Consider the following 23,753-nt stretch of genomic DNA (forward strand, 5'->3'; position numbering starts at 1 on the left):
GCCCTGGCCTAGCGGGCGCGGCGGCGAGGGGCGTCGCGGAGCGCCTCGTGCGCCTCATGGAAGATGGAGTCGAGCTCCTGGCGCGAGGCCTCGTCGTGGTCTCCCGCCTTCATCCGCTCCCAGACCGCCCAGACCTGGGCCCGCTGCCACTCCTCCGCCCGGCTGAGCTGCTCCGCGTCGTCGAGCTCCTGGACGCGCTCGCTGAGGAGCGCGCGGATCGCAGGGGAGAGCTTGAGGCCGCGCTTCTTCGCCTCGGCCTGGAGCCGCGCCCGGAGCTCGGCCGGGAGCACCACGCTGACCGGGCCGCTGTCCTCGTCCGGGCCGCGCCCGGCCGGACCGCGCTCCTCGCCCTGGTTCCGCCTCGCCGCTCCCGCACCTCTCATCGGCGTTCCTCCGGAGAGAGAATAGTGGATTTCACTATGGTGTACAACCGGACGGCTCGGACCGTGCGAGGAGGCCTCGGGAGGTCTCTGAAGAGAGCCGCTGCCGGGCGCCGGCGGGGGTGAGGGGCAGCGCTGCCGGGTGCCGGCGGAGGCGAGAGAATGCGAGCCCGCGTGCCGGAATGGGACGGGAAGCGTTGCCGGGTATCGGAACGGTCGGAGCGGTGGGTGAACGGTGTGCTCACGCCCAAAAAGGGGCTGGAACACCGATCACATTAAGACCCGGAGAAATTTCACAGGGAGGCGGGGAGGCGGGGAGGAAGAAAAAAAAGAAGTTCTTCTCTTGCCGTCTCTCGCTCCCCGCCTCCCCGCCTCCCTGTGAAATTTTCTGCTTTTTCTCGTGGTTTCAAACCGTTTGTCGCTCCAGCTAGGGTTCTCAATAGAGAGGAGGATCGCATGCGGATCATCATGGAAATCAGGGAGGAGGCGTTCCGTACACCCAAGACCCCTCAGCAGATCGCGGACGAGATGCGACAGGCGGCGGCGGTCTTCTGGGTCGCTCGAGGGGATGTCGCGCCGGAAGCGGTGAATGACCTCTCCGCGGCGACCCTGCCCAAGAAGGAGGGGACGTTGATGGACTTCCTGTTGAGCATGCCCAACGTCGGGGAGGACGCGGACTTCGAGCGCCCCGTGGATTACGGGCGACCGGTCGTCGAGTTCGATTGAGGTACCCTGCCGCCACGGCGGTTGTCACAACCTGGTTCTCGTCACCCGCAATACCCGCGACGTCGCTCGGGTGGGTGTGCGATTGATCAACCCCTTTGACCCTTTGCCCGAAGGGTAGTGAGCGCGGCGACCGCTACTCCGACGCACCTCCGACGGTCTCCTTGACTGTCGATGCGGGCCCGGGCGCCTTCGCCTCGGGGGGCTCTGTCGCGACCTCGGCAGCTGTTGCGGCCGGCTCAGAGATAGTTGCGGCCGCGTCAGGGACCGCTGTCGAAGCGCCAGGGACCGGTGCGGCCGCGTCAGGAACCGCTGTCGAAGCGCCAGGGACCGGTGCGGCAGCCTCAGAGACCGCTGTCGAAGCGCCAGGGACCGGTGCGGCCGCGTCAGGAACCGCTGTCGAAGCGCCAGGGACCGGTGCGGCAGCCTCAGAGACCGCCGCGGCAGCCTTGGGCGTCTTCGCCGCCGCCTTCTTCTCCTTCACCGCGGCCTCCGGCGCCGCTGCGGTCGCCTCGGCAGCCGCAGCGCCCTCCGGCGCCTTCGTCGGCGCGGCCGCCGCCGCCTTCGCCTTCTTCTCCTTCGCCGCCTTCGCCTCGAGCGCGCCCGCCGCGATCGGCTCGCGCTTGCCCTGGCCGACCGCGCGCGGATCGCCGTACGGGAACGCCGCGCTGCCGCTCGCGTCGATCGGCTTGCGCGCCGCCTCCGGATCCGTCGCCGGGCTCGGCGGCGGCGCGATCGGCCGCGGCGCGCGCAGCCGATTGCCCGGCCCCGCCTGCGTCCAGACCTGCACGTCGCCGAGCACGCGCGTCCTGTTCGCCATCCGCCGCTGGCCCTTCGCGCCGAGCAGCCTCTCCAGGAACGTCGGGGGCGACGTCGCGCCAGGCTCCCCCTTCACCCAGCACGTGTAGTCGCCGATGCCGGTGCCCCGGAACGTCTCGCGGCAGACGGCGATCCCGACCTCGGCCGCTATGTCGCTGAGGAGCCGGCCCGGCGCGGCCTCGACCGTCCTGTGCTCGTTGACGAAGGTGACCCTGGGCATCGTGGACGGGCAGCGTCCTGCTCCCCCGCGACGAGCGCGTCAAGAACCGGGGCGCGCCCTCGCCTCCCTCGCGCTTGCCTCGCGCCCCTCACGCTCGGCTCTCGCCCCTCACGCTCGGCTCGCGCCCCTCAGGCTCCCTTCGCGTCCCGCACCCGGTGGAGCACCCGCGCGATCCCGAACAGGTTCCAGCCGGCGAACCCCAGGAACAGCGCCACGAGCGCGACCGCCCAGCGCGACGCGCGCGGCGAGCCGCCGTCGATGAGCAGCCAGGCGTCGTCCGTGACGGCCGTCCCCGCCTGCTCCTCCACCTCGGCGGCGAGCCGCGCGTGCCGGATGCCCGCGCCCCTGAACGGCACGAGCCGCCCGGCGAACGTGCTCGGCGGCACGAAGCGCGGCCCCTCGAACCCCTCCGGCACCCGGATCTCCACCCACAGCCCCGGGTTGCCGGCCACCGGCGCCAGCCGGAACGAGTCGCCCTCCGCCGCCCGGCCGTACCGGATCGCGCCCCGCGTCCCGAGCAGGCCCGCGGCCCGCACGTAGCGGTTCGCGAGGTCCGCCGTCGGGCGCAGCGGCGCGAGCTCGCCGACGTCCACCGGCCGTCCCGGCGACAGCGCGTAGCGCGCCTCCCCGAGCAGCGCGATCGCCATCCACAGCGCGGCGATCGCGGTCAACGCCATCAGCACCACCGTGACCGTGCGCTCCTGCCGCGGCGGCGCCGGCAGCGCGAGCAGCTCCGGATCGGGCCCCGTCACGTCGAGGCCAGGGCCGCCCGGGCCGCGCGGGCCATGCGTCAGGGATTCCAGGGTCGAGGTCGGGTCGGTGGGCACGCTTCGCCGAGTATATAGCCGGAGCGCCGGCCGGGGTGCACGAGCCGCGCCGCGCTCGCTCGCCAGCGCGCGGCCGGGGCCGCTCAGCAGCCCTCCCCGCCGCAGACAACCGCGGCCCCGGCGCGGTTCCGCGCGGCGCGCGCTTGCCCGCCCGCGGCGGCTTGCCTAGCCTAGCCGCGATGGCCTCGAAGAACGACAGCTCCATCGTCTGCCCGTCGTGCGGCGCGAACAACGCCTCGGTGACGGCGAGCGGGCGCTGCGTCGCGTGCGGCGCGCGGATGGGCTCGCTCCAGCCTCTCCGCGACTCCGAGCTCGACCGCCACCGCCGCTACCAGCAGGAGGGCTTCTCGCTCCTCTGGTGCCTCATCGCCCTCGTCCTGCAGAGCGTGCTCACCGCGGCGCTCGTCGGCGGCCTCCCGATGATCGTGCAGCAGCTCGACTTCGAGGGGTCCAACGGGATGATCGTCGCCATCCCGGTCTGGTTCATCGGGGGCGTCCTCCTCGGCATGATCTCGCCCGGCAAGACGTTCCTGGAGCCGGTCGTCGCCTCGTTCCTCGTCGCGATCCCGACCGTCTTCTACCTCCTGCACAGCCAGACCGTGCGGACGATGCCGCTCTTCATGTACGTGATCATGGCGCTCATCGGCGTGCTGTTCACGCTGATCGGCTCCTACCTCGGCGAGCGCATCCAGATGGGCCCGCCCGCGAAGGCCGCCGACTGAAGGCGCCCGGCGCGACGATGCCGCCCGGCGCGACGGGGAGCGCGAGCGCAGCGGGGACGGCGGCGAGGCGGGTCGCCGCGGCGCTCGCCGCCGTCGCCGCGCTCCAGGCGGCGCCCGGGTGCGGCCCGTCGGCCGAGCAGCAGGAGGCGGACGCGCTCCTGCACGCGATCGACGCCCTCCGCGACGCCCCGAGCGAGCCGCGGGCCGCGCGCGAGGCGCTGCTCGCGGAACTCGAGCGGCAGCCCGCGTCGACCCCTCCCGCCGCGAGCGCCAGGGATACGTGCGCCCGGGCCTACCGCCTGCTGCTCGACGCCACGGCCGCGGAGGCGCGCGCCCGCGCCGCGCTCGAGGCGCCCGCGGGGTCCGCCGGGCCCGAGGCGCTGGCCGACCTCGCCGCGGCGGACGCCAAGGTCAAGGAGAGCGCCGAGGTCATGCCGAGGTGCGCCGAGGCGCTCGCGGAGCTCCGCCGGCGCGGCCGGCGCAGCATGTGACGGCGCCGCGCCGGCCGCGGCCGACGGCGCCGCGCCGGCCACGGCGGCGCCTGGGTACCCCGCCGGCCCGCGGGACCGAGATGTGCGCCAGGCAGGGCGAGGGGGATCCGCGCTCGCGGTCCCCTGTGCTAAGACCGCCCTGCCATGTTCGACACGCTGACACGGGGCTTTCGTCAGGCCAGAAACCGCCTCGCCGGGCTCACGGAGCTCACCGAGAGCAACATCGACGCCGCGCTCCGCGAGGTGAGGCTGAGCCTGCTCGAGGCCGACGTCGAGATCGGGGTGGTCAAGGCGTTCCTCGCCCGGGTGAAGCAGGCCGCGGTCGGCCGCACCCTCGAGACGCGCGTGAAGCACGCGGGCGAGGTCCACCAGGTCTCGGCGAGCGACCACTTCATCAAGATCTGCCACGACGAGCTCGAGGCGATGATGACCCACGAGGGCGACGAGGTCGCCTGGGCCGACGGCGGGCCCACGGGCATCATGATGGTCGGCCTCCAGGGCTCCGGAAAGACGACGAGCTGTGCGAAGCTCTCGCGCTACCTCGAGAAGCAGGGGCGCAAGCCGCTGCTCGTCGCGGCCGACATGCAGCGCCCCGCGGCCGTCGAGCAGCTCAAGGTCCTCGGCGACCAGCTCAAGATCCCGGTGTTCAACATCCCCGGCGAGTCGCCGGTCGCCATCTGCGCCGCGGCGCGCGGCGAGGCGAAGCGGCTCGGCCGCGACGTCATCATCTACGACACCGCCGGCCGCCTCGCGATCGACGAGCCGCTCATGCAGGAGCTCGCGCAGATCAAGGACGCGACGTCGCCGGACAACATCTTCCTCGTCGTCGACGCGATGATCGGCCAGGACGCCGTGAAGACGGCGCGCGGCTTCAACGAGCGGCTGTCGATCAGCGGCGTCGTCCTGACCAAGCTCGACGGCGACGCCCGCGGCGGCGCGGCGCTCAGCATCAAGGAGGTCACGGGCGCGCCGGTCCTCTTCAGCGGCGTCGGCGAGACGCCGGACAAGTTCGAGCCGTTCCGCGCCGACGGCATGGCGAGCCGCATCCTCGGCATGGGCGACGTCGTCGGCCTCATGCAGGACTTCGAGGAGGTCGTCGACCAGAAGAAGGCCGAGAAGGACGCCGCCCGGATGCTCCAGGGCGACTTCACCCTCGAGGACTTCCTCGATCAGGTGCGGATGATCCAGAAGATGGGGTCGCTGAAGGACCTCGTCGACAAGCTGCCCCTCGGCGGCATGTTCCCGGGCGGCCTGCCGCAGGACGTGAACCTCGACGACCGGGAGCTCGTCCGCATCCAGGCGATCATCCAGTCGATGACCCGCTTCGAGAAGAGCGACCCGTACGCGCTCGTGCGCGAGCCGAAGCGGGTGGAGCGCATCTCGAAGGGCTCGGGCACCAAGCCCGAGGCGGTGACCGAGCTCGTCCAGAAGTTCCTCTTCATGCGCCAGATGATGAGCGGCCTCGGCCAGAACATGGGCATGATGGGCAAGATCCCCGGCATGAAGCAGATGGCCATGGCCAAGAACATGCGGGAGATGCAGAAGCAGATGATGGCCGGCGGCGGGATGCCGGGCATGCCCGGGATGGGCATGCCGGGCATGGGCTTCCCCGGCATGGGCTTCCCCGGGATGGGGATGCCCGGGATGGGCATGCCCGGGATGGGCGGCTTCCCCGGCGCCGGCGCGGGGGGCCCGAGCATGACGAAGATGAAGACGCTGAGCGCCAGCGAGCGCAACGCCAAGAAGTCGCAGCGCAAGCGCGAGCGCGACGCCCGCAAGAAGGGGCGGAAGTAGCGGCGGCCGCGTGCGCCGGCCCCGCAGCCAGCGGCGCTCGTTCGCACGCGCACGCGCGGGGGCGCTGGTGGTGGTCGGCGTGGCCGGCGCGGCGCTCGCCGCGTCGTGCTCCAGGGGCGGCGGGGCCGAGCAGGAGGCGGCGCCTGCCGGGTCGGCCGGCCGGGCGCCCGCGCCGCTGACGTCAGTGGCCCGCGCCCGCGCCCGCGGCGCGGACGCCGGCCAGGCCGGCGCGGACGCCGGCCAGGCGAGGCAGGTCGCCGCCGTGAAGGAGCTCGCGGTGCGCAGGCTCGCGCCCGGGGCGGCGATCGCGATCGACGGCCGGCTCGACGAGCCGGCGTGGCAGGCGGCGGCGCGGACAGGCCCGTTCGTCAACGTGGGCACGGGCCGCGAGGACCGGTCGCTGCCCACGCAGGGCGAGGCGCGGCTGCTCTGGGACGAGGCGTTTCTCTACGTGGGGTTCGACGTCAGCGACGGGACGATCACCGGCGGGTTCCCGCAGGGCGCGCGGGACCCGCACCTCTGGGAGCGGGACACCGTCGAGGTGATGATCGACCCGGACGGCGACGGGGACAACAAGGACTATTACGAGATCCAGATCAGCCCCCAGAACCTCGTCTTCGACTCTCAGTTCGACGACTACAATGCTCCGAGGGGCGGCGCGAGCGGGCCTTTCGGTCACCAGGAATGGAGCGCGGGGCTCGCCAGCGCGGTGGAGCTGCGAGGGACGATCGACGACGACTCGGATGAGGACCGGGGGTACGTGGTCGAGGCGAAGATCCCGTGGAGCTCGTTCGCGAAGGCGAGGTCGGCGCCGCCGTCGCCCGGGGACGCGTGGCGGATGAACTTCTACGCCATGCAGAACAACGGTGGGGCGGCGTGGTCGCCGATCCTGGGGCAGGGGAACTTCCACCGGGCGCGGCGCTTCGGGCGGGTCCGGTTCGTCGGGCCGGATGGAGAGATGGGCGGCGCCGGGGCACCCGCGAGCAACGTCGGCTCCGCGCCTGTGCCGTCGCCCTCGGCGCCGCCTGCCGCGACGAGCGCTGCCGGGGCAAAGCCAGGCGCCGTGGGGGCAAAACCGGGGGCTTCGGTGCCCTCGACGTCGGCCGGTCCGAAGCCGGGCTTCCGGGCCGATCCGCCCGACCGCTGAACAGCGCCAGCTCTGCCCACCAGCAGTCCGGAGAGGGATGGCTGGACAGCAGTCCGGACGGGCCGAGTTGTCCCGCCGAGAACGCCGAGGGCACCTTCAACGCCGCGCCGGTGATGCACGAGAACCTGATCGAAGCGACTGGCGGGCGGTCGCTGCCGGATCCACTGTGGAGGCTGTTGAAGAGCCTCCTGACCCTGCATCGGCTCGGCGGCTGCATCATGGGCGCGTCGCCCGAGGCGGGAGTCGTCGATCACCTCGGGCAGACGTTTGTTATCCCAATCTGATCGTCGCGGACGGCGCCATCGTGCCGACGCCGACGGTCCGCGACCCTGCGCGCACGATCGCAGCGCCCGCGAAGCGCATCGCCGATCACGTCGCGTAACAGAGAGGACACCATGGCCGCAGATCACGACCAGAGGGATACCCATGCCTCGTTCCATCGGGGATTGCGCGAGCTGTTCACGTATCCGTTGATGTCCGCCATCTTCGACCGGCGCACGCGGCGTGTGGCGCGCGGCGTGTCGATCCAGTCCGGTCCGATCAGCTACACCAGCCAGAACAAGCCGGCGCCGCTCTCGCCGCTCGAGGAAGCCGTGCTGACCGTCTGCACCGGGTTGACCGGGACGACGACGATGCACGACGTGCCGGCGAGGAACGACGACGGGAGCGAGCGGTTCTCGGCGCCGCTGATCAACATCATCGCGCGCTCGGCCAGCAGCATCGATAACGCGCATGCCGTGTCGTTCTTCCTGATCAATGACGAGGGCACGTTCCTCATCAAGCACCTGCGTGATCGCGAGGGGCTCGAGTCGCTGAAGGGGCTGCCGCCGCGGTGGGAAGACTGGTCCGAGTCGGACTGGATCGGGGCCGCCGCGAAGATGAAGCATCGGCTCTACAAGGAGCGGCTCGATTTCCCACGCCACTGGCCGTACTACTTCATCTGGAATCGCCAGATCTCCAATCGTCCCGGGACGACGATCCTGCTGCCGATCGTCGACCTCACGCGCCAGTTCATCAACGTGGTCATCAGCCTCCTCTCCGAGGAGGATGGCCAGCGTCCGCTGTTCGTGGACGACTGGCAGCCCTTCCGTCCGCGCACGCTGCTCGACTGGGGCGCGTGGTTCGCGAGCCGGCTCGGCATCGGCCCCAGCATCCCGTATCAGATCATCGGCGGCGCCAGGCGCGGCCGCAGCGACTGGCTGAACTCCGAGTTCCCCGTGCAGCTCGGCTACGCCGGCGAGCTGCGCACCGACTACGAGACGTTCTTCCAGCTGCAGAACCTGATGCTGATCGCCCAGGGAATGGGTCTTGGCGCCTGGATCCACGCTGCCGTCGATGCGCCGTACGTGTTCGAGCGCGACCCGGCGAAGGGGAAGTTCGGGATCGAGTTCCGGATGCAGAAGCCGAAGACCTGGCGGCGGTGGCCGCCGCTGCCGGCGCCGCTCGACAATCCGATCGGGATCGACGGCGTGCTCGAGTCGCTGACGCCGCCGTACGTGAAGTCGATGGACGCCGCGGTGGATCAAGTCATCGAGGAGAAGTACGGCCCGGCCGGCACCTACGGCGACAACTCGATCTTCGACCGCGCCTACAAAAAGGCCGAGTACGGCGACGCGTTCCTGAAGATGGCGAACCGGCGTCCCAGGCCCGAGGTCGTGGAGTACGCGAAGGAGATCTGCAACTACATCTACGATACCTACGGCCGCTTTCCCGCGCACGCCAACGCGTTCCACCTGCCCGGCGTCTGGCTGCAATTCTCGCACCTGGAGCTGGAGTTCTACGACAAGTACTTCGATCCGTCCCTCTATCGCCGCCAGGCGCAGCACCGGGAGATGTGGGGGGATAAGCACTAGTCTCGACCTGGGCACAGCTGCGCGATGTAAGGCAGCGCGGTCCAAGTCGAGCCTGGCTCACTCTCGCCCCGCGCTCCGGCGCCATTCGTCCCTCGCTCGATCCTGCGCCTCCTTGCGCGCGAGCGCGCCCTCGATCTGGCGCGGGATCTCCGCGAGGCGGGAGCTGTGCATCTCGATGCTCAGCTCGTACAGGCCCCGGTCGCGCTCGGGGAGCGCGTCTCCGTGCTGCGCGAGAACGACGCTCGCGAGCTGAATGTAGTCCTCGGACACACGCCGGCTGTGCTCGTAGTAGCGCAGGACCTCCTCCTCGGAGGCCGTGTTCGACTGGACCTTGCCAAAGAGACCTTCCCAGCGCTCCTGCTCGTCGGCGCGCGCCTGAAGCTCGCGAGGATCGTCCGTCGGCGCGCCGAGCTGCCAGTACAGGTTGTCGGGCAGCTGCGCGCGCAGGCGCTCCAGATCCACCGGGTACCCGCTCCCGGCCGCGTCCTCCGGCGTGTCCGCCGCGCCCGGGGCGGGGGCAGCGCCGCGGCGCTCACCGGCGGTCGGCGGGCCGGGGCGCCGAGCGCTGTCGCCAGGCAGCAGGGGCTCTGGTGAGCTCACGGCCGAGGCCGCCTTCGCCTCACGTTCGAGGTCGCTCCCCGCAAGAGGCGTTTTCCGGAGAGCGCCGAAGCCCAGGGCTGCGGCCACCGCGAGCACGGCAGAGACGGCGAGCCAGCGCGGGCCGCGGAGCCGAGTGTCCACCCCCATGTGACGTGGATACCCGCGTTGCGCGCGTTTGACAACCACCGAGAGCGTGACCGGCAGTTGTTACCGCGAGGCGTCAGGGCGAGGCGTTACCGCAAGGCCAGGATGTTGCGGTCCGGCCGCGATCTCACCGCTGTTTCGTCCACGTCATACTGTCGTGCCTGGCGCGAGCGCCGTGTGACGTGTGACGTCCCTCTACGCGCGAACGCGTGAAGCAACGGAGGTTGAACGTCGCCCGGCGGCCCGGCTACTCTCGCCATCGACGAGACCGCGCTCTCGCCCGCGCCGCCCATCCTCGGTGCATGCCCGCGGCGCGCGCCACGGCGCGCTGTCACGAGGACCCTTTCGCGTGCGAGGCCGCTGTTCGAGTCAGGCTGCCCACGAGCTGACGGGAGGTTTCGATGAAGCCCTATCTACCGATGATCGCGCTGGTCTCAGCAATGGCGCCGAGCGCCGCCCACGCCCAGGAGCTCCTCGACACGCTGGTCGACGTCGTCGTCGACGGAGGGAACGACTTCGCGTGGCAGAAAGTAGAGCTCCCGGGGACGACGTGCGGAAATGGATCACAGTACAAGTTCTTCATCCGCCGGACCAGCTCGCCGAACGTGCTGTTCTTCTTCGAGGGGGGCGGCGCGTGCTGGGATTACGACACGTGCAGCGGGCGCGCGGGCGTGCTCGGCGCGGCGAACCCGAACGGCATCCCCGACGATTACATGCAGCAAGTGAAAGCGCAGTACGCGTCGCCGATCGTGAACGGCGCCGACCCGGGGCTCCCCCTGCGCAGCCGTACCGATCTCGCGACCAAGGGCTGGAACATCGTCTACATGCCGTATTGCACGGGCGACGTCCATGTCGGCAGCAGCGTCGTCACCTACACCGATCCTACGGGAGCGGAGCCGCCGATCACCTGGCACCACAGCGGCTACGACAACACGATCGCCGCGGCGAGCTATGCGAGGGCGCAGCTCCCGCGCGCCCAGAAGCTCCTTGTCACCGGCTACAGCGCCGGCGGCGCCGCCACCTCGTCCGCGTTCTACTTCGTGCGCAGCATCATGAACCCGCAGCGCGGCTACCTGCTGAACGACTCGGGCCCGATCCACCTCGCGCCGAACATCGCCTATGACTCGCGGCCGCTCCACGACACGATCCGGGCGTCGTGGGCGCTCGACTCCGTGTTCGCGGAGCTGCCGGCCTCGTTCGATCCGGACGATCTCGGCACCATCAACCGCATGGTGGCGCGCGCGTTCCCCGGCGACCAGCTGGCCTACACAGGATACACGCGCGACTACAACTACTCGCGGTTCTCGTACGAGCGCTTCTACGAGCCCCATGACCAGGAGGCGGTGCTGGCCCGCTGGAAGCGGGACCAAGACCGGCTCGTCGACGAGCTGAACGGCCTCGCCAACTTCAGCTACTTCATCCCGCACCACCGCCCGATCAACGACAGCCACTGCAGCACGATCCTCACCTTCATCGGCAGCCACGCCTGTCAGGCCATGGAGAAGAAGCGCTCCTGGCTCGAATACTTCGAGCTGCCGCTCGGCCAGAGCTACAAGTGTTATAGCGAGCTCGTGCCGATGGAGGTGTTCCTGCACCGCTTCGTCAACGAGAACCGGCGCGTCCGGATCTACGAGCCGAAGAACTGGTACAACAACGAGGATCCCGGCATGCGGATCGTCGCGCCGCTCATCAACGCCGCCATGGGCGGCTGAGCCGCCGCCGCGGCGTGCGCCCGCGGCGCTCTGGCCCCGCGCGCTCGCGCGGCCGGCCGGCGCTGGCCACATCTCGTGCGACCAGCGCCGGCGCGCGCGGCCTCGCGGGCTCAGCCCCGGGCCACGTGGCTCGACGCCGGGCGCGACGCGCCGTGCCGCGTGCTCGCCAGGGCGGCATCACCCAGGGTGCCTGCCGTGGCGGTCGAGCGCGTGGCCGGCTCGATGGCCCGCTGGACCCGGATCCGGTTGTGCACGTCCTCGACGCCCCGCACGCCCTCGGCGACGTGCTCGATGATGCGCTTGTGGTGGCGCTCGGGCACCGTGCCCTCGAGCGTCACCTCGTTGCCCTGCACCTGGACCGTGACGTCGCTCACGTCGATGTCGTGGCGGTCCGAGAGCAGCTCGCAGATGTCCTCCTGGATCCGCGCGTCGGAGCGCTTGTAGCCCTTCGGCCCGCGGCCGAGCGCGCTGCGCACGCGGTCTCCGATCTCGTGCAGCGCGTGGCTGACGCCCTCCATCGCCGAGCGGCCGGATTCGTGGGCTGTGTGCGCCTGTTCGTGGCTCTCCCCGCGGTACGGGCCGCCGTGCCAGCCGTCGGGGTTGACGACGCGGGTCATGCCGAGGGAATAGGCCCCGCCGAGATTGCGGTTGTAGGCGCTGGCCGTGCCCTCGATGGGATTGCCGCCGAAGGTGTAGCTGTCATCGCGGCCGTCGTAATCGCCGCCGCGGTCGTCAGAGACCCAGCCGCGGTCCGCGTCGGCGGCGCCGCGGTCGCCGCCGGCGAAGCGGCCTTCGTCGCGCGAGCTGCTCCGGTAGTCGCGCTGCGCCGCGCGCCCGTGGCCGCGATCGTGGTCGCGGCCCCAGTCGCGGTGTTCCCCGTGGACGCGCGCGGCGACGCCGTGATCGTAGGTCGGGCCCGCGCCGCGGCGCTCGTCTCCATACCAGCCGCGCTCGGAGAGATGGCTCCGATCGTTCCGGTAGCGCTCGTCCCAGCCGCGCTCGGCTCGTCCGTAGCCTGTGTCCCTGTCAAATTGATCTCGCATCCTCTGCCTCCTTCCTTCGTCGCGAGCAACGCGCCTCGAACACGTCTCCGATGCGCAACAGCGCTGCGCGGCAGAACGCGCAGCTTCGTGGCGCGGAACACGAAGATGGGTCCAGTCGACGGCCGCTGCCATGGGGGAGAACCCTGCGTATCGCGCCGGGGTGATCCCGAAGATGTTGAGTTGCCGGAACACCATGGAAGAGCCTGCTTTGAACGCGCTCCGCCTCCCGATTGCGGGACGTCGCACACCAGCCCTCAGCGCCGGCCCCTCAGCGCCGGCGCGGGCGCGGGCGCGACGCGCTGGGGCCTCCAGCACCCAGCACCCCTCGACATCGGCCTCGGGCTCGGGCCCAGCAAAGCCGGCCCATGCCCCGCCGGGTGCGCTAAGCTCCGCGCCCTGTGCCCGTCCTCACCGCTCACGATCTCCACAAAGCCTTCGGCCCGCAGACCATCCTCGACGGCGTCTCGGTCAACATCCGCACGGGTGAGCGCGTCGGCCTCGTCGGCGTCAACGGCTCCGGCAAGAGCACGCTCGCCCGCATCCTCGCGGGCGTCGAGCAGCCCGACAGCGGCACGATCGCGCGCCGCCGCGGCGCCGAGATCGGCGTGCTCTCCCAGGATCCGGTCTTCGAGGCGTCCGACACCGCGCGCGACGTGGTGCTCGCCGGGCTCTCGGCGTGGCACGCGGCCAAGGCCCGGCACGACGAGGTGAGCCGCTCGCTCGCCGCCGGGTCGGGGGACGCCGAGGCGCTCCTCGCCGAGCAGACCGCCGCCGCGGCCGACGTCGAGCGGCTCGGCGGGTGGGACATGATGCACCGGGTCGACGCGATCATCGGCCACGTCGGCGTCACCCGGCCCGACGCGCCCATGAGCGTGCTCAGCGGCGGCGACCGCCGGCGCGTCGCCCTCGCGCGCCTGCTCGTGTCGCGGCCCGCCCTCGCCGTGCTCGACGAGCCGAGCAACCACCTCGACGTCGAGACCGTCGAGTGGCTCGAGCGCTACCTCGTCGAGGAGCACCCCGGCGCGCTGCTCCTCATCACCCACGACCGCTACCTGCTCGACCGCGTCGCCGAGCGCACGCTCGAGATCGACAAGGGCAAGGTCTACAGCTACGACGGCGGCTACGAGGAGTACCTCGAGCAGAAGGCCGAGCGCCTCGCCCTCGAATCGCGCACCGAGTCGAACCGGCAGAACTTCCTGCGCACCGAGCTCGAGTGGCTGAGGCGGCAGCCGAAGGCGCGCACGGGCAAGCAGAAGGCCCGCATCCAGCGCGCCGAGACGGCAAAGACCGCCCCGCCGCCGAAGGCCGAGCGCACCGCGCAGCTCTCGGTGGAGTCGGTGCGCACCGGCAAGACCATCCTCGAGCTGAAGAAGCTCGGCCTCTCGGTCGACGGCAGGTGGCTCGTGCGCGGGCTCGACTTCTCCCTGACCAAGGGCGAGCGCGTCGGCATCGTCGGCCGCAACGGCACGGGCAAGACCACGATGCTCCGGGCGATCCTCGGCCAGCTCGGCGCCCCCGGCGACGGCGCGGCCGCCGCGGGGCCCGCGATGGAAGGCGAGGTCGTGCTCGGCAAGAACTCGAGCATCGCCTACTTCGACCAGCACCGCAGCGGGCTCGACCTCGACAAGTCGATCTTCGAGAACATCGCGGGCTCGCACACGCGCGTCGAGATCGGCGGCCGATCCATGGACGTGCGCAGCTACCTGGAGCGGTTCCTCTTCGACCCGAACAAGGCGCGGCAGCCGGTGGGGTCGCTCTCCGGCGGCGAGCGCGCGCGCGTCGCCCTCGCGAAGATGCTCACCCAGAGCGTCAACGTGATCATCCTCGACGAGCCCACCAACGACCTCGACGTGATGACCCTGGCCGCGCTCGAGGAGATGCTCATCGAGCTCGAGGGCTCCGCGCTCGTCGTGACCCACGACCGCTGGTTCCTGAACCGGGTGGCGACCTCGATCCTCGCGTTCGAGGGCGACGGCCGCGTGGTCCGGTACGCGGGCAACTACGACGCTTACCGCGAGCAGCGCGCCCACGCCGCGCTCGCGGCGGAGGCGGAGGCCGCGGCGCGCGCCGCGAGGGCGCAGGCGGCGGAGCCCCGGCCCGCGCAGGCCCCGGCGAAGGGCGCCGCGCCGGCCGGCGGCAAGCCGAAGCTCTCGTATGCGGAGAAGGCCGAGCTCGACAGCATCGTCGGGAAGATCGACGAGGCCGAGCTGAAGGTGCGCGAGCTCGAGGCGAAGCTCGCCGACCCGACCCTGTACGCGAGCCGCGGCGCCGAGGTCGCGGGGCTGCTCTCGGAGCTCGAGCGCGCCAAGCAGGAGGCGGCGCGCCTCGTCAGCCGGTGGGAGGAGCTCGAGACGAAGCGCGAGGCCGCCGCCGGCAAGGGCTGACCGGCCGCTGCGCGCCCAGAGCGGTCCCCGCCGCTGCGCGCGGGACGGCCCTCGCCGCGCGCGCGACGGCCCTTGTGGACGCCGCGCCGCCCGGCGACCATGGCCCCATGATGACCGTGTTCGAGGTGTACCTCGCCGAGGGAAGGGAGGGCGCGGAGCTGCTCAGCGCCGAGGTGCTGAAGGAGACGGGCGCGCAGGTGATGACCCTCAAGGAAGCCGAGCTGGTCGGCTTCCAGGGCCTCCAGGCGCTCGACGGCGCGGGCGAGGTCCGGCTCATCGCCGTGGCCGCGCGCGACGCCGCGTGGATCCACCGCTGCCTCGAGGGCAGCGGGGCGGTCGTCTCGTTCCGGGCCCACCAGGTCGACTGAGCCGCGCGCGCGAGCCGCTGCGAGCGCGCGAACGAACCTCGGTAGCCATGGCGGCCAGCCGATGAGCGCAGCCCGAGAGCTCCGGCGCACGACGCCGGCGGCGCTGCTGGAGGCCGTCGCCCTCCACCGGGCAGAGGCCTGCGAGCGCCTCGACCCGGCGCGGCGCTCGGAGCTCGGCCAGTTCCTGACGCCCCCGCGGCTCGCCTCGTTCATGGCGTCGCTGTTCCAGGAGCTCGGCGGGTCGGTCCGCGTCCTGGACGCCGGCGCGGGCGTCGGCACCCTCACCGCGGCGCTCGTCGCCGAGGCGTGCAGCCGGCCCGCCCCCCCGACCGACATCCGCGCCGTGGGCTACGAGCTCGATCCGGCGATGGTAAAGCGCCTTTCCAAAGGGATGCGCGCGTGCCGCGACGCGTGCCGGGCCGCGGGCGTGGCGTTCGAGGGCCGCGCCGTCCGCGCGGACTTCATCGCCGCGGCCGTCGAGGAGCTCTCGCGGCCCACGCCGGGGGCGCGCTTCTCCCACGCGATCCTGAACCCACCTTACAAGAAGCTCGGCGCCGCCTCGGCCGCCCGCCGCGCGCTCCGCCGCGTCGGCATCGAGGCGAGCAACCTGTACACAGCCTTCCTCGCGCTCGCCGTGCGCGTCCTCGCGCCCGGCGGGGAGCTGGTCGCCATCACGCCGAGGAGCTTCTGCAACGGCCCTTATTTTCGCGCCTTCCGCGAGCTGTTCCTGCGCGAGATGTCGCTCCGGCGGGTGCACGTCTTCGAGTCCCGCTCGGCGGCGTTCGCCGACGACGACGTCCTCCAGGAGAACGTCGTGCTCTGCGGGGTGAAGGGGGCGCCGCCGGGCGCCGTGCTGATCTCATCGAGCTGCGGGCCGGACGACGGGGCGATCACGGCGCCGTCGCGGCAGGTCCCGTACGCCGAGGTGGTGCGGCCGGACGACCCGGAGCGCTTCATCCGCGTCGTCCCGGACCAGGCGGGCAAGGACGTGGCCGACGCCTTCGCGCGGCTGCCCGCGCGCCTCGCGGACCTCGGCGTCTCGATCTCCACGGGCAAGGTCGTGGACTTCCGGGCCCGGGCGCTGCTCCGGCCGGATCCGCAGGCGGGCGCGGCGCCGCTCATCTACCCCGCGCACCTCGACGCGGGCGTCGTCCGCTGGCCGAAGGCCGGGAAGAAGCCGAACGCGCTCGTCGACTGCGCCGCGACCGCCCACCTCTGGATGCCGAGCGGGACCTACGTGGTCGTGAAGCGCTTCTCCTCGAAGGAGGAGCGGCGGCGCATCACCGCGGCCGTGTTCGATCCGGCGGTGGTGCCCTGCGCGCGCGTCGGCTTCGAGAACCACCTCAACGTCTTCCACCGGCGCGGCGCCGGGCTGCCGCCGCTGCTGGCCCGCGGCCTCTGCGCGTTCCTGAGCTCCACGCTCGTGGACACGTATTTCCGCCAGTGGAGCGGCCACACGCAGGTGAACGCCACCGACCTCAGGAGCCTCACGTATCCGCCGCTCGAGGCGATCGAGCGGCTCGGCGCCCGCGCCGATGGCCGCGCCCTCGGGCAGCGCGAGATCGATCGCGCCGTCGAGGAGGCGCTCGGCGCCGACGGCGCGCGCGGCGGCAGCCCGCGCGCGATCTGACCTGGTTGCCGCGCATGCCAGTCCGGCGCCGGACGCAGAGAACATGAAGTTTCGGCGTGCGCGCGCGCGCCGAACGAGGCGAATGGCGCCTTCATGAACATCGAAGAACGTCGGTGTTCGTCGCCAGGAAGGAAATCAACACGAGGTCAAAGTGCGCATGTCCGCAGCGCGCACGGGGCTTGCATTGACCTCGTATCTCGGTGCTCGCGTGGTGCGGTGTGGTTGCTTTATCCACCGGCGATGGTAACAACACCGCATGTTGCAATCCTCTCTGCGTAGTCGTGGGCTGTTTGCGCTCTTCGCGCTCTCCGCGCTCGCGCCGGGCTGCGGGTCGGAGCGGCCGCAGGCGGGCGACACGAGGCCGCCGGCCTCGGGGCCCGGCCAGGGGGCGCCCTTCGAGAACCCCGGCGGGATGTGGCTGCCCGAGCAGATGGCGCAGCACAAGGACCAGCTCAAGGCGCTCGGGCTCGAGATCGACCCGGAGTCGCTCACCGACCCCATGGCGTCCCCGCTCGGCGCGGTGGTGAGCCTGGGCGGCTGCTCGGCCTCGTTCGTGTCGCCCGACGGGCTCATCGCGACCAACCACCACTGCTCCACGCGGGCGCTCCAGTACAACTCCACCCCGGAGCAGGATCTCCTGACGAACGGCTACCTGGCGAGGACCCGCGCCGAGGAGAAGTGGGCCGGCCCCACCGCGCGCGTGTTCGTGACCCGCGCGTTCCGCGACGTCACCGGCGAGGTGCGGCGCGGCATCGAGGCGATCCCGGGCGACCTCGAGCGCTACGAGGAGATCGAGAAGCGCAAGAAGCAGCTCGTCTCCGCGTGTGAGAAGGGACGCCCGGAGATCCGTTGCTCCATCGCCGAGTATTTCGGCGGTAGCAAGGTTTCCCTGATCGAGCAGCTGGAGATCAAGGACGTTCGCATCGTCTATGTCCCGCACGAGGGGATCGGGAACTTCGGCGGCGATATCGACAACTGGCGCTGGCCGCGCCACTCCGGTGATTTCGCCGTCTTCAGGGCGTATGTCGGCAAGGACAACCGCCCGGCGCAGCACGCCGACGACAACGTGCCTTATCGCCCGGCGCACCACCTGAAGCTCGCCACCGCGCCGCTCAACCAGGGCGACCTCGTGATGGTCGCCGGCTACCCCGGCACGACGAACCGGCTCCGGACCGCGGCGGAGGTCGAGTCCGCCGTGTCGTGGCAATACCCGAAGCGGGTGTCGTTCTACGAGGAGTCGCTCGCCCTCCTCGAGGACCTCGGCAAGAGGGACCCGGAGGCGCGGATCAAGGCGGAGCCGACCATCCAGGGCTACAGCAACTACCTGCTCAAGACGCGCGGGCTCCTCGAGGGCCTGGTCGAGGGCGGCCTGGCGAAGGAGAAGGCCAAGCTCGAGGGAGAGCTCAAGGCGTGGATCGACGCCGACCCGGAGCGCAAGGCGGCGTACGGCGGCGCGATCGAGCAGATCGCCGCGGCGCAGGCGGAGCTGCGGAGGACGCGCGAGCACGACGCGACCGTGTCGGAGATCCTCTCGTCCTCGAGGCTCCTCGACGCGGCGGTCGCGATCGTGCGCATGGCCGAGGAGCGGCCGAAGCCCGACGCCGAGCGCGAGCCCGAGTACCAGGAGCGCAACTGGGAGCGGCTCGAGCAGGCGCAGGTGTCGCTCCAGAAGTCCTACGGCCGCACGATCGACCAGGGCACCTTCAAGCTGGCCGTGAAGCGCGCGCTGCGGCTCGACCCGAAGGACCGGCCCGCGCTGCTCAAGAGCCTCGCGGGCGGGCAGGCGCCCACCGAGCCCGCCCTCGGCGCGGCGATCGACGCGGCGTACGCGGGCACGGCGCTCGAGGATGCGGCGACCCGGGTGAAGCTGCTGAAGACGGCCACGATCGCGGAGCTCGGCGCGAGCCGGGATCCGCTCATCCGCCTGGCGCTGGAGCTCGCGCCGGTCGAGAAGGCGATCGAGGCCCGCGACAAGGCGTACCTCGGGGCGATGAGCCTCGTGAAGCCGCGCTTCGTCGAGGCGCTCCGCGAGTACCGGGGCGGCCTGCTGGCGCCCGACGCGAACGGCACGCTCCGCATCACCTACGGCACCGTGCGGGGCTACCGCCCGGCGCTCGACAAGCCGGCCTATCGCCCGTTCACGACGGTGAGCGAGCTCGTGAAGAAGAACACCGGCAAGCCGCCGTTCAACGCCCCGGAGGCCCTGCTCGAGGCGGCGCGCGAGAAGCGGTTCGGGCCGTATGTCGACGAGGACCTCGGCGAGGTCCCGGTCTGCTTCCTGAGCGACCTCGACATCACGAACGGCAACTCCGGCTCCGCGACGCTGAACGCGCGCGGCGAGCTCGTGGGCCTCGCCTTCGACGGCAACTACGAGGCGATGGCGTCCGACTGGCTCTTCATGCCGTCGATCACCCGGACCATCCACGTCGACCTCCGCTACATGGAGTGGGTGATGGACGCCGTGTCGGGCGCGGACGCAGTGCTCAAGGAGATGGGCGGCACGCCGGCCATCCCGTGAGCGCGGTCGCGGCGGCGCCGGCGCGGATCACGCGCCGGCGTCGTCGGACGACACGAGCACGTCGCCGCCGGCCACCGTCCAGAGGGTCGATGTGCAGCTCCTGCCGAACGCCCGATCGTGGGTGACGAGGATCAGCGCGCCAGGGTAGTCGGCGAGGGCGCGCTCCAGCCGCTCGATCGAGGGGAGGTCGAGGTGGTTGGTCGGCTCGTCCAGCACCAGCGCCCACGCGTGCTGGCCGAGGCCCAGCGCGATCATCAGCTTGCGCGCCTCGCCCGGCGACGGCCGCGCCGAGGCGAGCAGCCGGCCGGGCTCCACGCCGAGGGCGGCCACGAGCGACATCACCCGCCCGCGCTCCTCGGGCGGCAGGCGCCGCGCCGCCGCGATGAGCGCCGCCTCCTCCGCCTCCCCGAGCTCCTGCGGCACATAGAGCACCTTCGCCGCCGGCACCCGCGCGCCCGCGAGCAGCGCCTTCACCAGGGTCGTCTTGCCGCCGCCGTTCGGGCCGGCGATGCGGATGCGATCCTCGCGGCCGACGCTGAGCCGCACGTCCCGCAAGATCGCGGGGCCGTCGCCGCCGCCCGCGCGGACCTCGGGCGCGTCGAGCACGAACAGCCACGGCGCGGGCGAGCGCTCGTAGCCGACGAACACGCTGCGCCCCACCGCCTTCTCGAACTCGAACGTCCCCGCCTCGGCCGACACCTTCTCGAGCTTGCCCCGCGTGACGCCCACCGAGCGCGACAGCCGCGCCTCGGCCGAGGAGACGCGGAAGTTCGCGATCATGCCCCGGGCGTCGTGGTCGCGCGGGCCCTTGGCGCGCTTCCCGATGCTCCGCTCCGCGTCCGCCGAGGCCTGCTCGCGCCGCTCCTCGCCGAGCCGGCGGCGGAGCTGCCGCTCCTCGGCGCGCAGCCGCTGGTGGGCCTCCTCGCGCTCCCGCGCCTCGGCCTCCCAGAGCTCCCTGGCCGCGCTGTACCCGCCTGGATAGAGCTGCGCCGCGGCGCGATCGACCCGGATCGTGCCGACGGTGAGCGCGTCGAGGAGCTCGCGGTCGTGCGAGACGCACGCCCCGATCCCCCGGAAGCCGCCGAGGGCGCCGGCGAGGAGCGCCCGGGCGTCGGCGTCGATGTGGTTCGTCGGCTCGTCGAGCAGGAGCAGGTCCGGCTCGGCGGCGAGCGCCGCGCCGATCTGCCATCGCTTGCGCTCGCCGGGCGACAGCGTGGCCCAGCGCCCGAGCTCCGCCGGGTCGAGGAGGAGCTCGCCGCGGAGCCTGCGCGCGGTGCCGTCCTCGGCCTCGGCCAGCGCGCGGATCGCCGCGTCCGCGCGCTCCACGGCCTGCGGGCAGACGGCGATCGACGCGCCCCGCGGCTCGAGGCGCAGGCTCCCCGCGTCGGGCGCGAGATCGCCGGCGAAGAGCCGGAGGAGCGTCGTCTTGCCGGCGCCGTTCGGTCCGACGATCCCGTACCAGCCGGGCGTCAGGCACAGAGCGACGTCGGTGAGGATCGGGGACGCGTCGGTATAAGAGAAAGAGAGACGGTGCGCGCGCAACGACGACATACGAGCTCCTGAATCAGAGGGCCAGCGGCCCGGTCACGGGACGGGCAGGCGGCGCCGCGCGGCCAGTCGAAAGGGACGTGGCGCGCTCGCGACCTGCGACGGAGACCGATTCAGGAGCTGATCTTCACCGGAGCACTCTCCTCTTGCGTCAGCGGCAATGTGTAACAGACCGCGGCGGCCCGCGCAACCGCGGCTCCGCGTGGCGCGTCGCGCGTCGCGCATCGCGCGTCGCGCTGCGCGGACAGGCCCTCAGGGAAACAGCTTTGCCGCGAGCTCGGGCTTTCCGGCCAGGATGCCCCGCAGCGCGGGGGTCACGCTCTCGAGCAGCGTGGGCCCGATCTTCGCGTCATCGACCCAGCGCCAGTCGATGGGGCCGAGCGGCGGCTCGGGGTCGTACTCGACGATCGCCTGGATCGTGCGCGCCACGTCGTTGCCCGCGAGCCGCGCGACGAGGGCGATCGCCATGTCGATGCCGGCGGACACGCCGGCGGCGGTGATGACGCTGCCGTCCTCGACCCACCGCTTGCGGACCGGGACCGCGCCGAGGCGGCCGAGGTGGTCGAGGAAGGTCCAGTGCGTCGTCGCGCTGCGCCCGTCGAGCAGCCCCGCCGCGGCGAGGATGAGCGACCCGGTGCACACCGAGCCGAGCACCTGGGCGCCCCGCCCCGCGGACCGGACATAGGCCATCAGCCTGTCGTTCGCGATCGCCTTGATGGGGCCGGCGAGCCCGCCCGGGATGACGAGCGCGAACGGCTCGGGCACCTGCTCGAAGGTCCGCTCCGCCTGCATGGCGATCCCCACGTCGGTGGGCACGGGCTCCAGGCGCTCTCCGACCGTGACGACGTCGAAGGGGCCGAAGCTCTCGAGGTTCTTCACCACCTGGAGCGGCCCGATGAGGTCGAGCGGCGTCATGTCGGGATAGATGAGGAATGCGATCTGCCTTTGTTGCATGAGACCTCCGTCGTGATGGTCTGATGCGCGGCGCGCCCGCGCGCGTCAAGCGGCCCGGGGGCCGCCGTCGACCTGGAGCGGAGCGCCGGTCGCGATGCCGGAGGTGCCGCCGGTGCCGACCTCGGCAAGCTCCTCGATCTCGAGATGCTGGTCGCCTGCGGTGGCCGGGAGCGCGCCGAGGCGGAGTTCCGCGCGCTCCTCGCCGCCGCCGGCATCCGGCTCGCCCGGGTAGTGCTCAAAATTGAACATGAAGGCGGGAAGGCGGGAAGAAAAGATCAATGATCTTCCCGTCTTCCCGCCTTCATGTGAACTCTCTCCGGCCAGATTTGAGCACTACCCTCGCCCGGGTGTTCCCCACCGCCGGCGCGACGTCGGTCATCGAGGCGGTCCCGGCGTAGCGCGACGCGGCGGGGGGAGCGGCCCCACGGGGGGGCGCTCCGAGCCCCTGGGACGGCCTCTGCCCTGGTCCGGCGATGACCGCTCGAGCGGGCGGCCCCCTCGACGGGGGACGCCGACACCTTGTACCGAGAGGGCGTCAGCCGGGCCCTCGGCTCCATCTCTCTGGCGGGCCCGCTCGACGAACCGTCAGGTTTCGCTCTGTCCCCTGGCAGGTCGGCTGCCGGGCGGCGGAACGGCCGGAGGTCGTGGTCCCGTATGCCCTATGGCTGCGATCCGTGTGGCGGAGCTGCGGAGCGTTCGGACCGAGCAGGGCGTTCTTTTTGCATAGCGCCAGGCGCCTCTCATGCTGTCCTGCTTCGCTGCAAAGCAAATCCCACCGCCAGCGGATTACTCCTTCCCGAGCATCCCCTCGGGTAGGCCCCCGGGGTGGGTCAGGTGCTTCCCTCGCGTTTCTTCCTTGTTACAAGGGCTCGTTTCTGCGGTTCGCTCCGTTCGCGGAGCTGCAGGCCGTCGTCATGATCTCGGAATTCATCAATGAAATCCGAGTCAGCCTTTCGGTTTCAATGCTGCACATCGCAGTCAGGAGCTTCCGGACGAGCGGTGGCGCCCCGGCGCGCGATCCCAGCTCCTGGTTGTCGCACGCCATTGCAGCGCTGCCAGACACGAGCAGCCGTACAGCAAGGCCATGTGGCCACCGCTCGGCGCAGGCCGCAGGGCACGTCGTACGGCGCGAGCGCGAGCGTGACGAGGCAACGTTACGCGCGGGCGCTTCGGACGTGCGAAAGACGTGAAGACGTGAGGACGTGAGGACGTGAGGACGCGCGGGCGCTTCGGACGTGCGGGAGACGTGAGGACGTGCGGACGTGCGGAAACGGCCATGCGTACTTAACAAATAAATAAATAAAATGTTTGTGCATCCGGTTGCCTTTGATACTATCGTGTCGTTAACCGGAGAAGCACGGGCGCATCATCGGGCGCGTACGCCTGTCGGATGCGCGGTTGTATAGTCACATAGAAGCCGAGCAGCACGCCCGGGCCGCATGACTCACCAGGAGACACTCTCCTGATGATCGGCGCTCGAGCAAATGCTCGTTGCCAATCTCGAACCTGAGCGCCCGAGCGCGCTGGCCATGGGCGAGCCGGCTGTCGAATCCGCAGAGTTGCTGCGGGAATCGCGGCGTCAGCTCTCCTGGCCTGCGGCCCGAGCGGTGGTTCGCTGGTCGGCGATCCGGATCGAGCGCTTGAGGCGAGTCCGCGGGCTGCGTGGAGACCCCATCCAGCTTGCGTGGGCGCTCCTCGAGCGCGAGGCCGCATGTCGCCCAGCTGGCACGGCGCGTCGCCTCTCCAGGTCCATTGACGTTTTCTGATCAAACCGGTGACGGTGATGACACGGAACAGCACATGGCGCTTCGCGCGGCGTCCGAGGAGCCCACGCGTTCTTCAGGCGCGAGGTGCCCATCTCGCTGAACCGGCGTGC

20 protein-coding genes are annotated in these 23,753 nt (G+C 71.4%); 12 read left to right on the forward strand and 8 right to left on the reverse strand.

Annotated features, from left to right (window positions below; translation table 11 throughout):
* Positions 1-8 precede the first annotated feature (8 nt).
* Entirely contained in the window at positions 9-383 is a 375-nt protein-coding gene (locus WME85_RS50380) for a hypothetical protein (protein WP_437832642.1), read from the reverse strand.
* Between the two features lie 453 nt (positions 384-836).
* On the opposite strand from WME85_RS50380, the gene WME85_RS50385 reads away from it, so the two are divergent.
* Positions 837-1,106, forward strand: coding sequence for a hypothetical protein (locus WME85_RS50385; protein WP_437832643.1), 270 nt, complete (start codon positions 837-839; stop codon positions 1,104-1,106).
* A 133-nt stretch (positions 1,107-1,239) separates the two neighbouring features.
* Here WME85_RS50385 and WME85_RS50390 read toward each other — a convergent pair whose 3' ends face one another.
* Both WME85_RS50390 and WME85_RS50395 read right to left on the reverse strand, forming a co-directional pair.
* The gene (locus WME85_RS50390; RefSeq protein WP_437832645.1) at positions 1,240-2,142 is read right to left on the reverse strand and encodes a hypothetical protein; all 903 of its coding nucleotides are present in this window, start codon (positions 2,140-2,142) and stop codon (positions 1,240-1,242) included.
* Positions 2,143-2,270: 128 nt separating this feature from the next.
* Positions 2,271-2,969, reverse strand: a complete 699-nt coding sequence (locus WME85_RS50395) for a hypothetical protein (RefSeq protein ID WP_437832646.1) — start codon at positions 2,967-2,969, stop codon at positions 2,271-2,273.
* Between the two features lie 179 nt (positions 2,970-3,148).
* Here WME85_RS50395 and WME85_RS50400 point away from each other — a divergent pair, with 179 nt between their 5' ends.
* The 6 genes from WME85_RS50400 (at position 3,149) to WME85_RS50425 (ending at position 8,976) form a co-directional block, all read left to right on the forward strand.
* Positions 3,149-3,691: a hypothetical protein gene (locus WME85_RS50400; RefSeq protein WP_437306210.1), complete on the forward strand. Its 543-nt coding sequence runs from the start codon at positions 3,149-3,151 to the stop codon at positions 3,689-3,691.
* Between the two features lie 17 nt (positions 3,692-3,708).
* The gene (locus WME85_RS50405; RefSeq protein ID WP_437832648.1) at positions 3,709-4,182 is read left to right on the forward strand and encodes a hypothetical protein; all 474 of its coding nucleotides are present in this window, start codon (positions 3,709-3,711) and stop codon (positions 4,180-4,182) included.
* Positions 4,183-4,326: 144 nt separating this feature from the next.
* The gene (gene ffh / locus WME85_RS50410) at positions 4,327-5,976 is read left to right on the forward strand and encodes a signal recognition particle protein (protein ID WP_437832650.1); all 1,650 of its coding nucleotides are present in this window, start codon (positions 4,327-4,329) and stop codon (positions 5,974-5,976) included.
* A gap of 67 nt (positions 5,977-6,043) precedes the next feature.
* On the forward strand, positions 6,044-7,123 hold the full coding sequence (locus WME85_RS50415) for a carbohydrate-binding family 9-like protein (RefSeq protein WP_437832652.1): 1,080 nt from the start codon (positions 6,044-6,046) through the stop codon (positions 7,121-7,123).
* Between the two features lie 113 nt (positions 7,124-7,236).
* Complete coding sequence (locus WME85_RS50420) at positions 7,237-7,407, forward strand: hypothetical protein (RefSeq protein WP_437832654.1); 171 nt, start codon at positions 7,237-7,239, stop codon at positions 7,405-7,407.
* 111 nt (positions 7,408-7,518) lie between these two features.
* The gene (locus WME85_RS50425) at positions 7,519-8,976 is read left to right on the forward strand and encodes a hypothetical protein (protein WP_437832656.1); all 1,458 of its coding nucleotides are present in this window, start codon (positions 7,519-7,521) and stop codon (positions 8,974-8,976) included.
* 57 nt (positions 8,977-9,033) lie between these two features.
* Here the strand turns inward: WME85_RS50425 and WME85_RS50430 are convergent, their stop codons facing one another.
* Positions 9,034-9,576, reverse strand: a complete 543-nt coding sequence (locus WME85_RS50430; RefSeq protein WP_437832658.1) for a hypothetical protein — start codon at positions 9,574-9,576, stop codon at positions 9,034-9,036.
* Positions 9,577-10,121: 545 nt separating this feature from the next.
* Between WME85_RS50430 and WME85_RS50435 the strand changes: the two genes are divergently transcribed.
* Entirely contained in the window at positions 10,122-11,432 is a 1,311-nt protein-coding gene (locus WME85_RS50435) for a pectin acetylesterase-family hydrolase (RefSeq protein ID WP_437832660.1), read from the forward strand.
* Between the two features lie 110 nt (positions 11,433-11,542).
* Here the strand turns inward: WME85_RS50435 and WME85_RS50440 are convergent, their stop codons facing one another.
* A complete protein-coding gene (locus WME85_RS50440) occupies positions 11,543-12,475 on the reverse strand; it encodes a BON domain-containing protein (protein WP_437832662.1) in 933 nt (310 codons plus the stop codon).
* Between the two features lie 398 nt (positions 12,476-12,873).
* On the opposite strand from WME85_RS50440, the gene WME85_RS50445 reads away from it, so the two are divergent.
* The 4 genes from WME85_RS50445 (at position 12,874) to WME85_RS50460 (ending at position 19,375) form a co-directional block, all read left to right on the forward strand.
* Positions 12,874-14,859: an ABC-F family ATP-binding cassette domain-containing protein gene (locus WME85_RS50445; RefSeq protein WP_437832664.1), complete on the forward strand. Its 1,986-nt coding sequence runs from the start codon at positions 12,874-12,876 to the stop codon at positions 14,857-14,859.
* Between the two features lie 107 nt (positions 14,860-14,966).
* Positions 14,967-15,227 carry a hypothetical protein gene (locus tag WME85_RS50450; protein WP_437832666.1) on the forward strand — a complete coding sequence of 87 codons (261 nt, stop codon included), beginning with the start codon at positions 14,967-14,969 and terminating at the stop codon, positions 15,225-15,227.
* A gap of 61 nt (positions 15,228-15,288) precedes the next feature.
* Positions 15,289-16,857 carry an Eco57I restriction-modification methylase domain-containing protein gene (locus WME85_RS50455; RefSeq protein ID WP_437832668.1) on the forward strand — a complete coding sequence of 523 codons (1,569 nt, stop codon included), beginning with the start codon at positions 15,289-15,291 and terminating at the stop codon, positions 16,855-16,857.
* A 256-nt stretch (positions 16,858-17,113) separates the two neighbouring features.
* Positions 17,114-19,375: a S46 family peptidase gene (locus tag WME85_RS50460; protein WP_437832670.1), complete on the forward strand. Its 2,262-nt coding sequence runs from the start codon at positions 17,114-17,116 to the stop codon at positions 19,373-19,375.
* A gap of 27 nt (positions 19,376-19,402) precedes the next feature.
* On the opposite strand, the gene WME85_RS50465 is transcribed toward WME85_RS50460, so the two are convergent.
* From WME85_RS50465 to WME85_RS50475, 3 genes are all read right to left on the reverse strand, one after another.
* The gene (locus WME85_RS50465; protein WP_437832672.1) at positions 19,403-20,926 is read right to left on the reverse strand and encodes an ATP-binding cassette domain-containing protein; all 1,524 of its coding nucleotides are present in this window, start codon (positions 20,924-20,926) and stop codon (positions 19,403-19,405) included.
* Between the two features lie 249 nt (positions 20,927-21,175).
* A complete protein-coding gene (locus WME85_RS50470; RefSeq protein WP_437306224.1) occupies positions 21,176-21,877 on the reverse strand; it encodes a DJ-1/PfpI family protein in 702 nt (233 codons plus the stop codon).
* A gap of 45 nt (positions 21,878-21,922) precedes the next feature.
* Positions 21,923-22,126 (reverse strand): hypothetical protein, encoded by a 204-nt coding sequence (locus WME85_RS50475; protein ID WP_437832675.1) that lies wholly within the window; start codon positions 22,124-22,126, stop codon positions 21,923-21,925.
* Between the last annotated feature and the right edge of the window lie 1,627 nt (positions 22,127-23,753).

It is taken from the genome of Sorangium sp. So ce1153, assembly GCF_051521595.1.
In the GTDB taxonomy this organism is placed as follows: domain Bacteria; phylum Myxococcota_A; class Polyangia; order Polyangiales; family Polyangiaceae; genus Sorangium.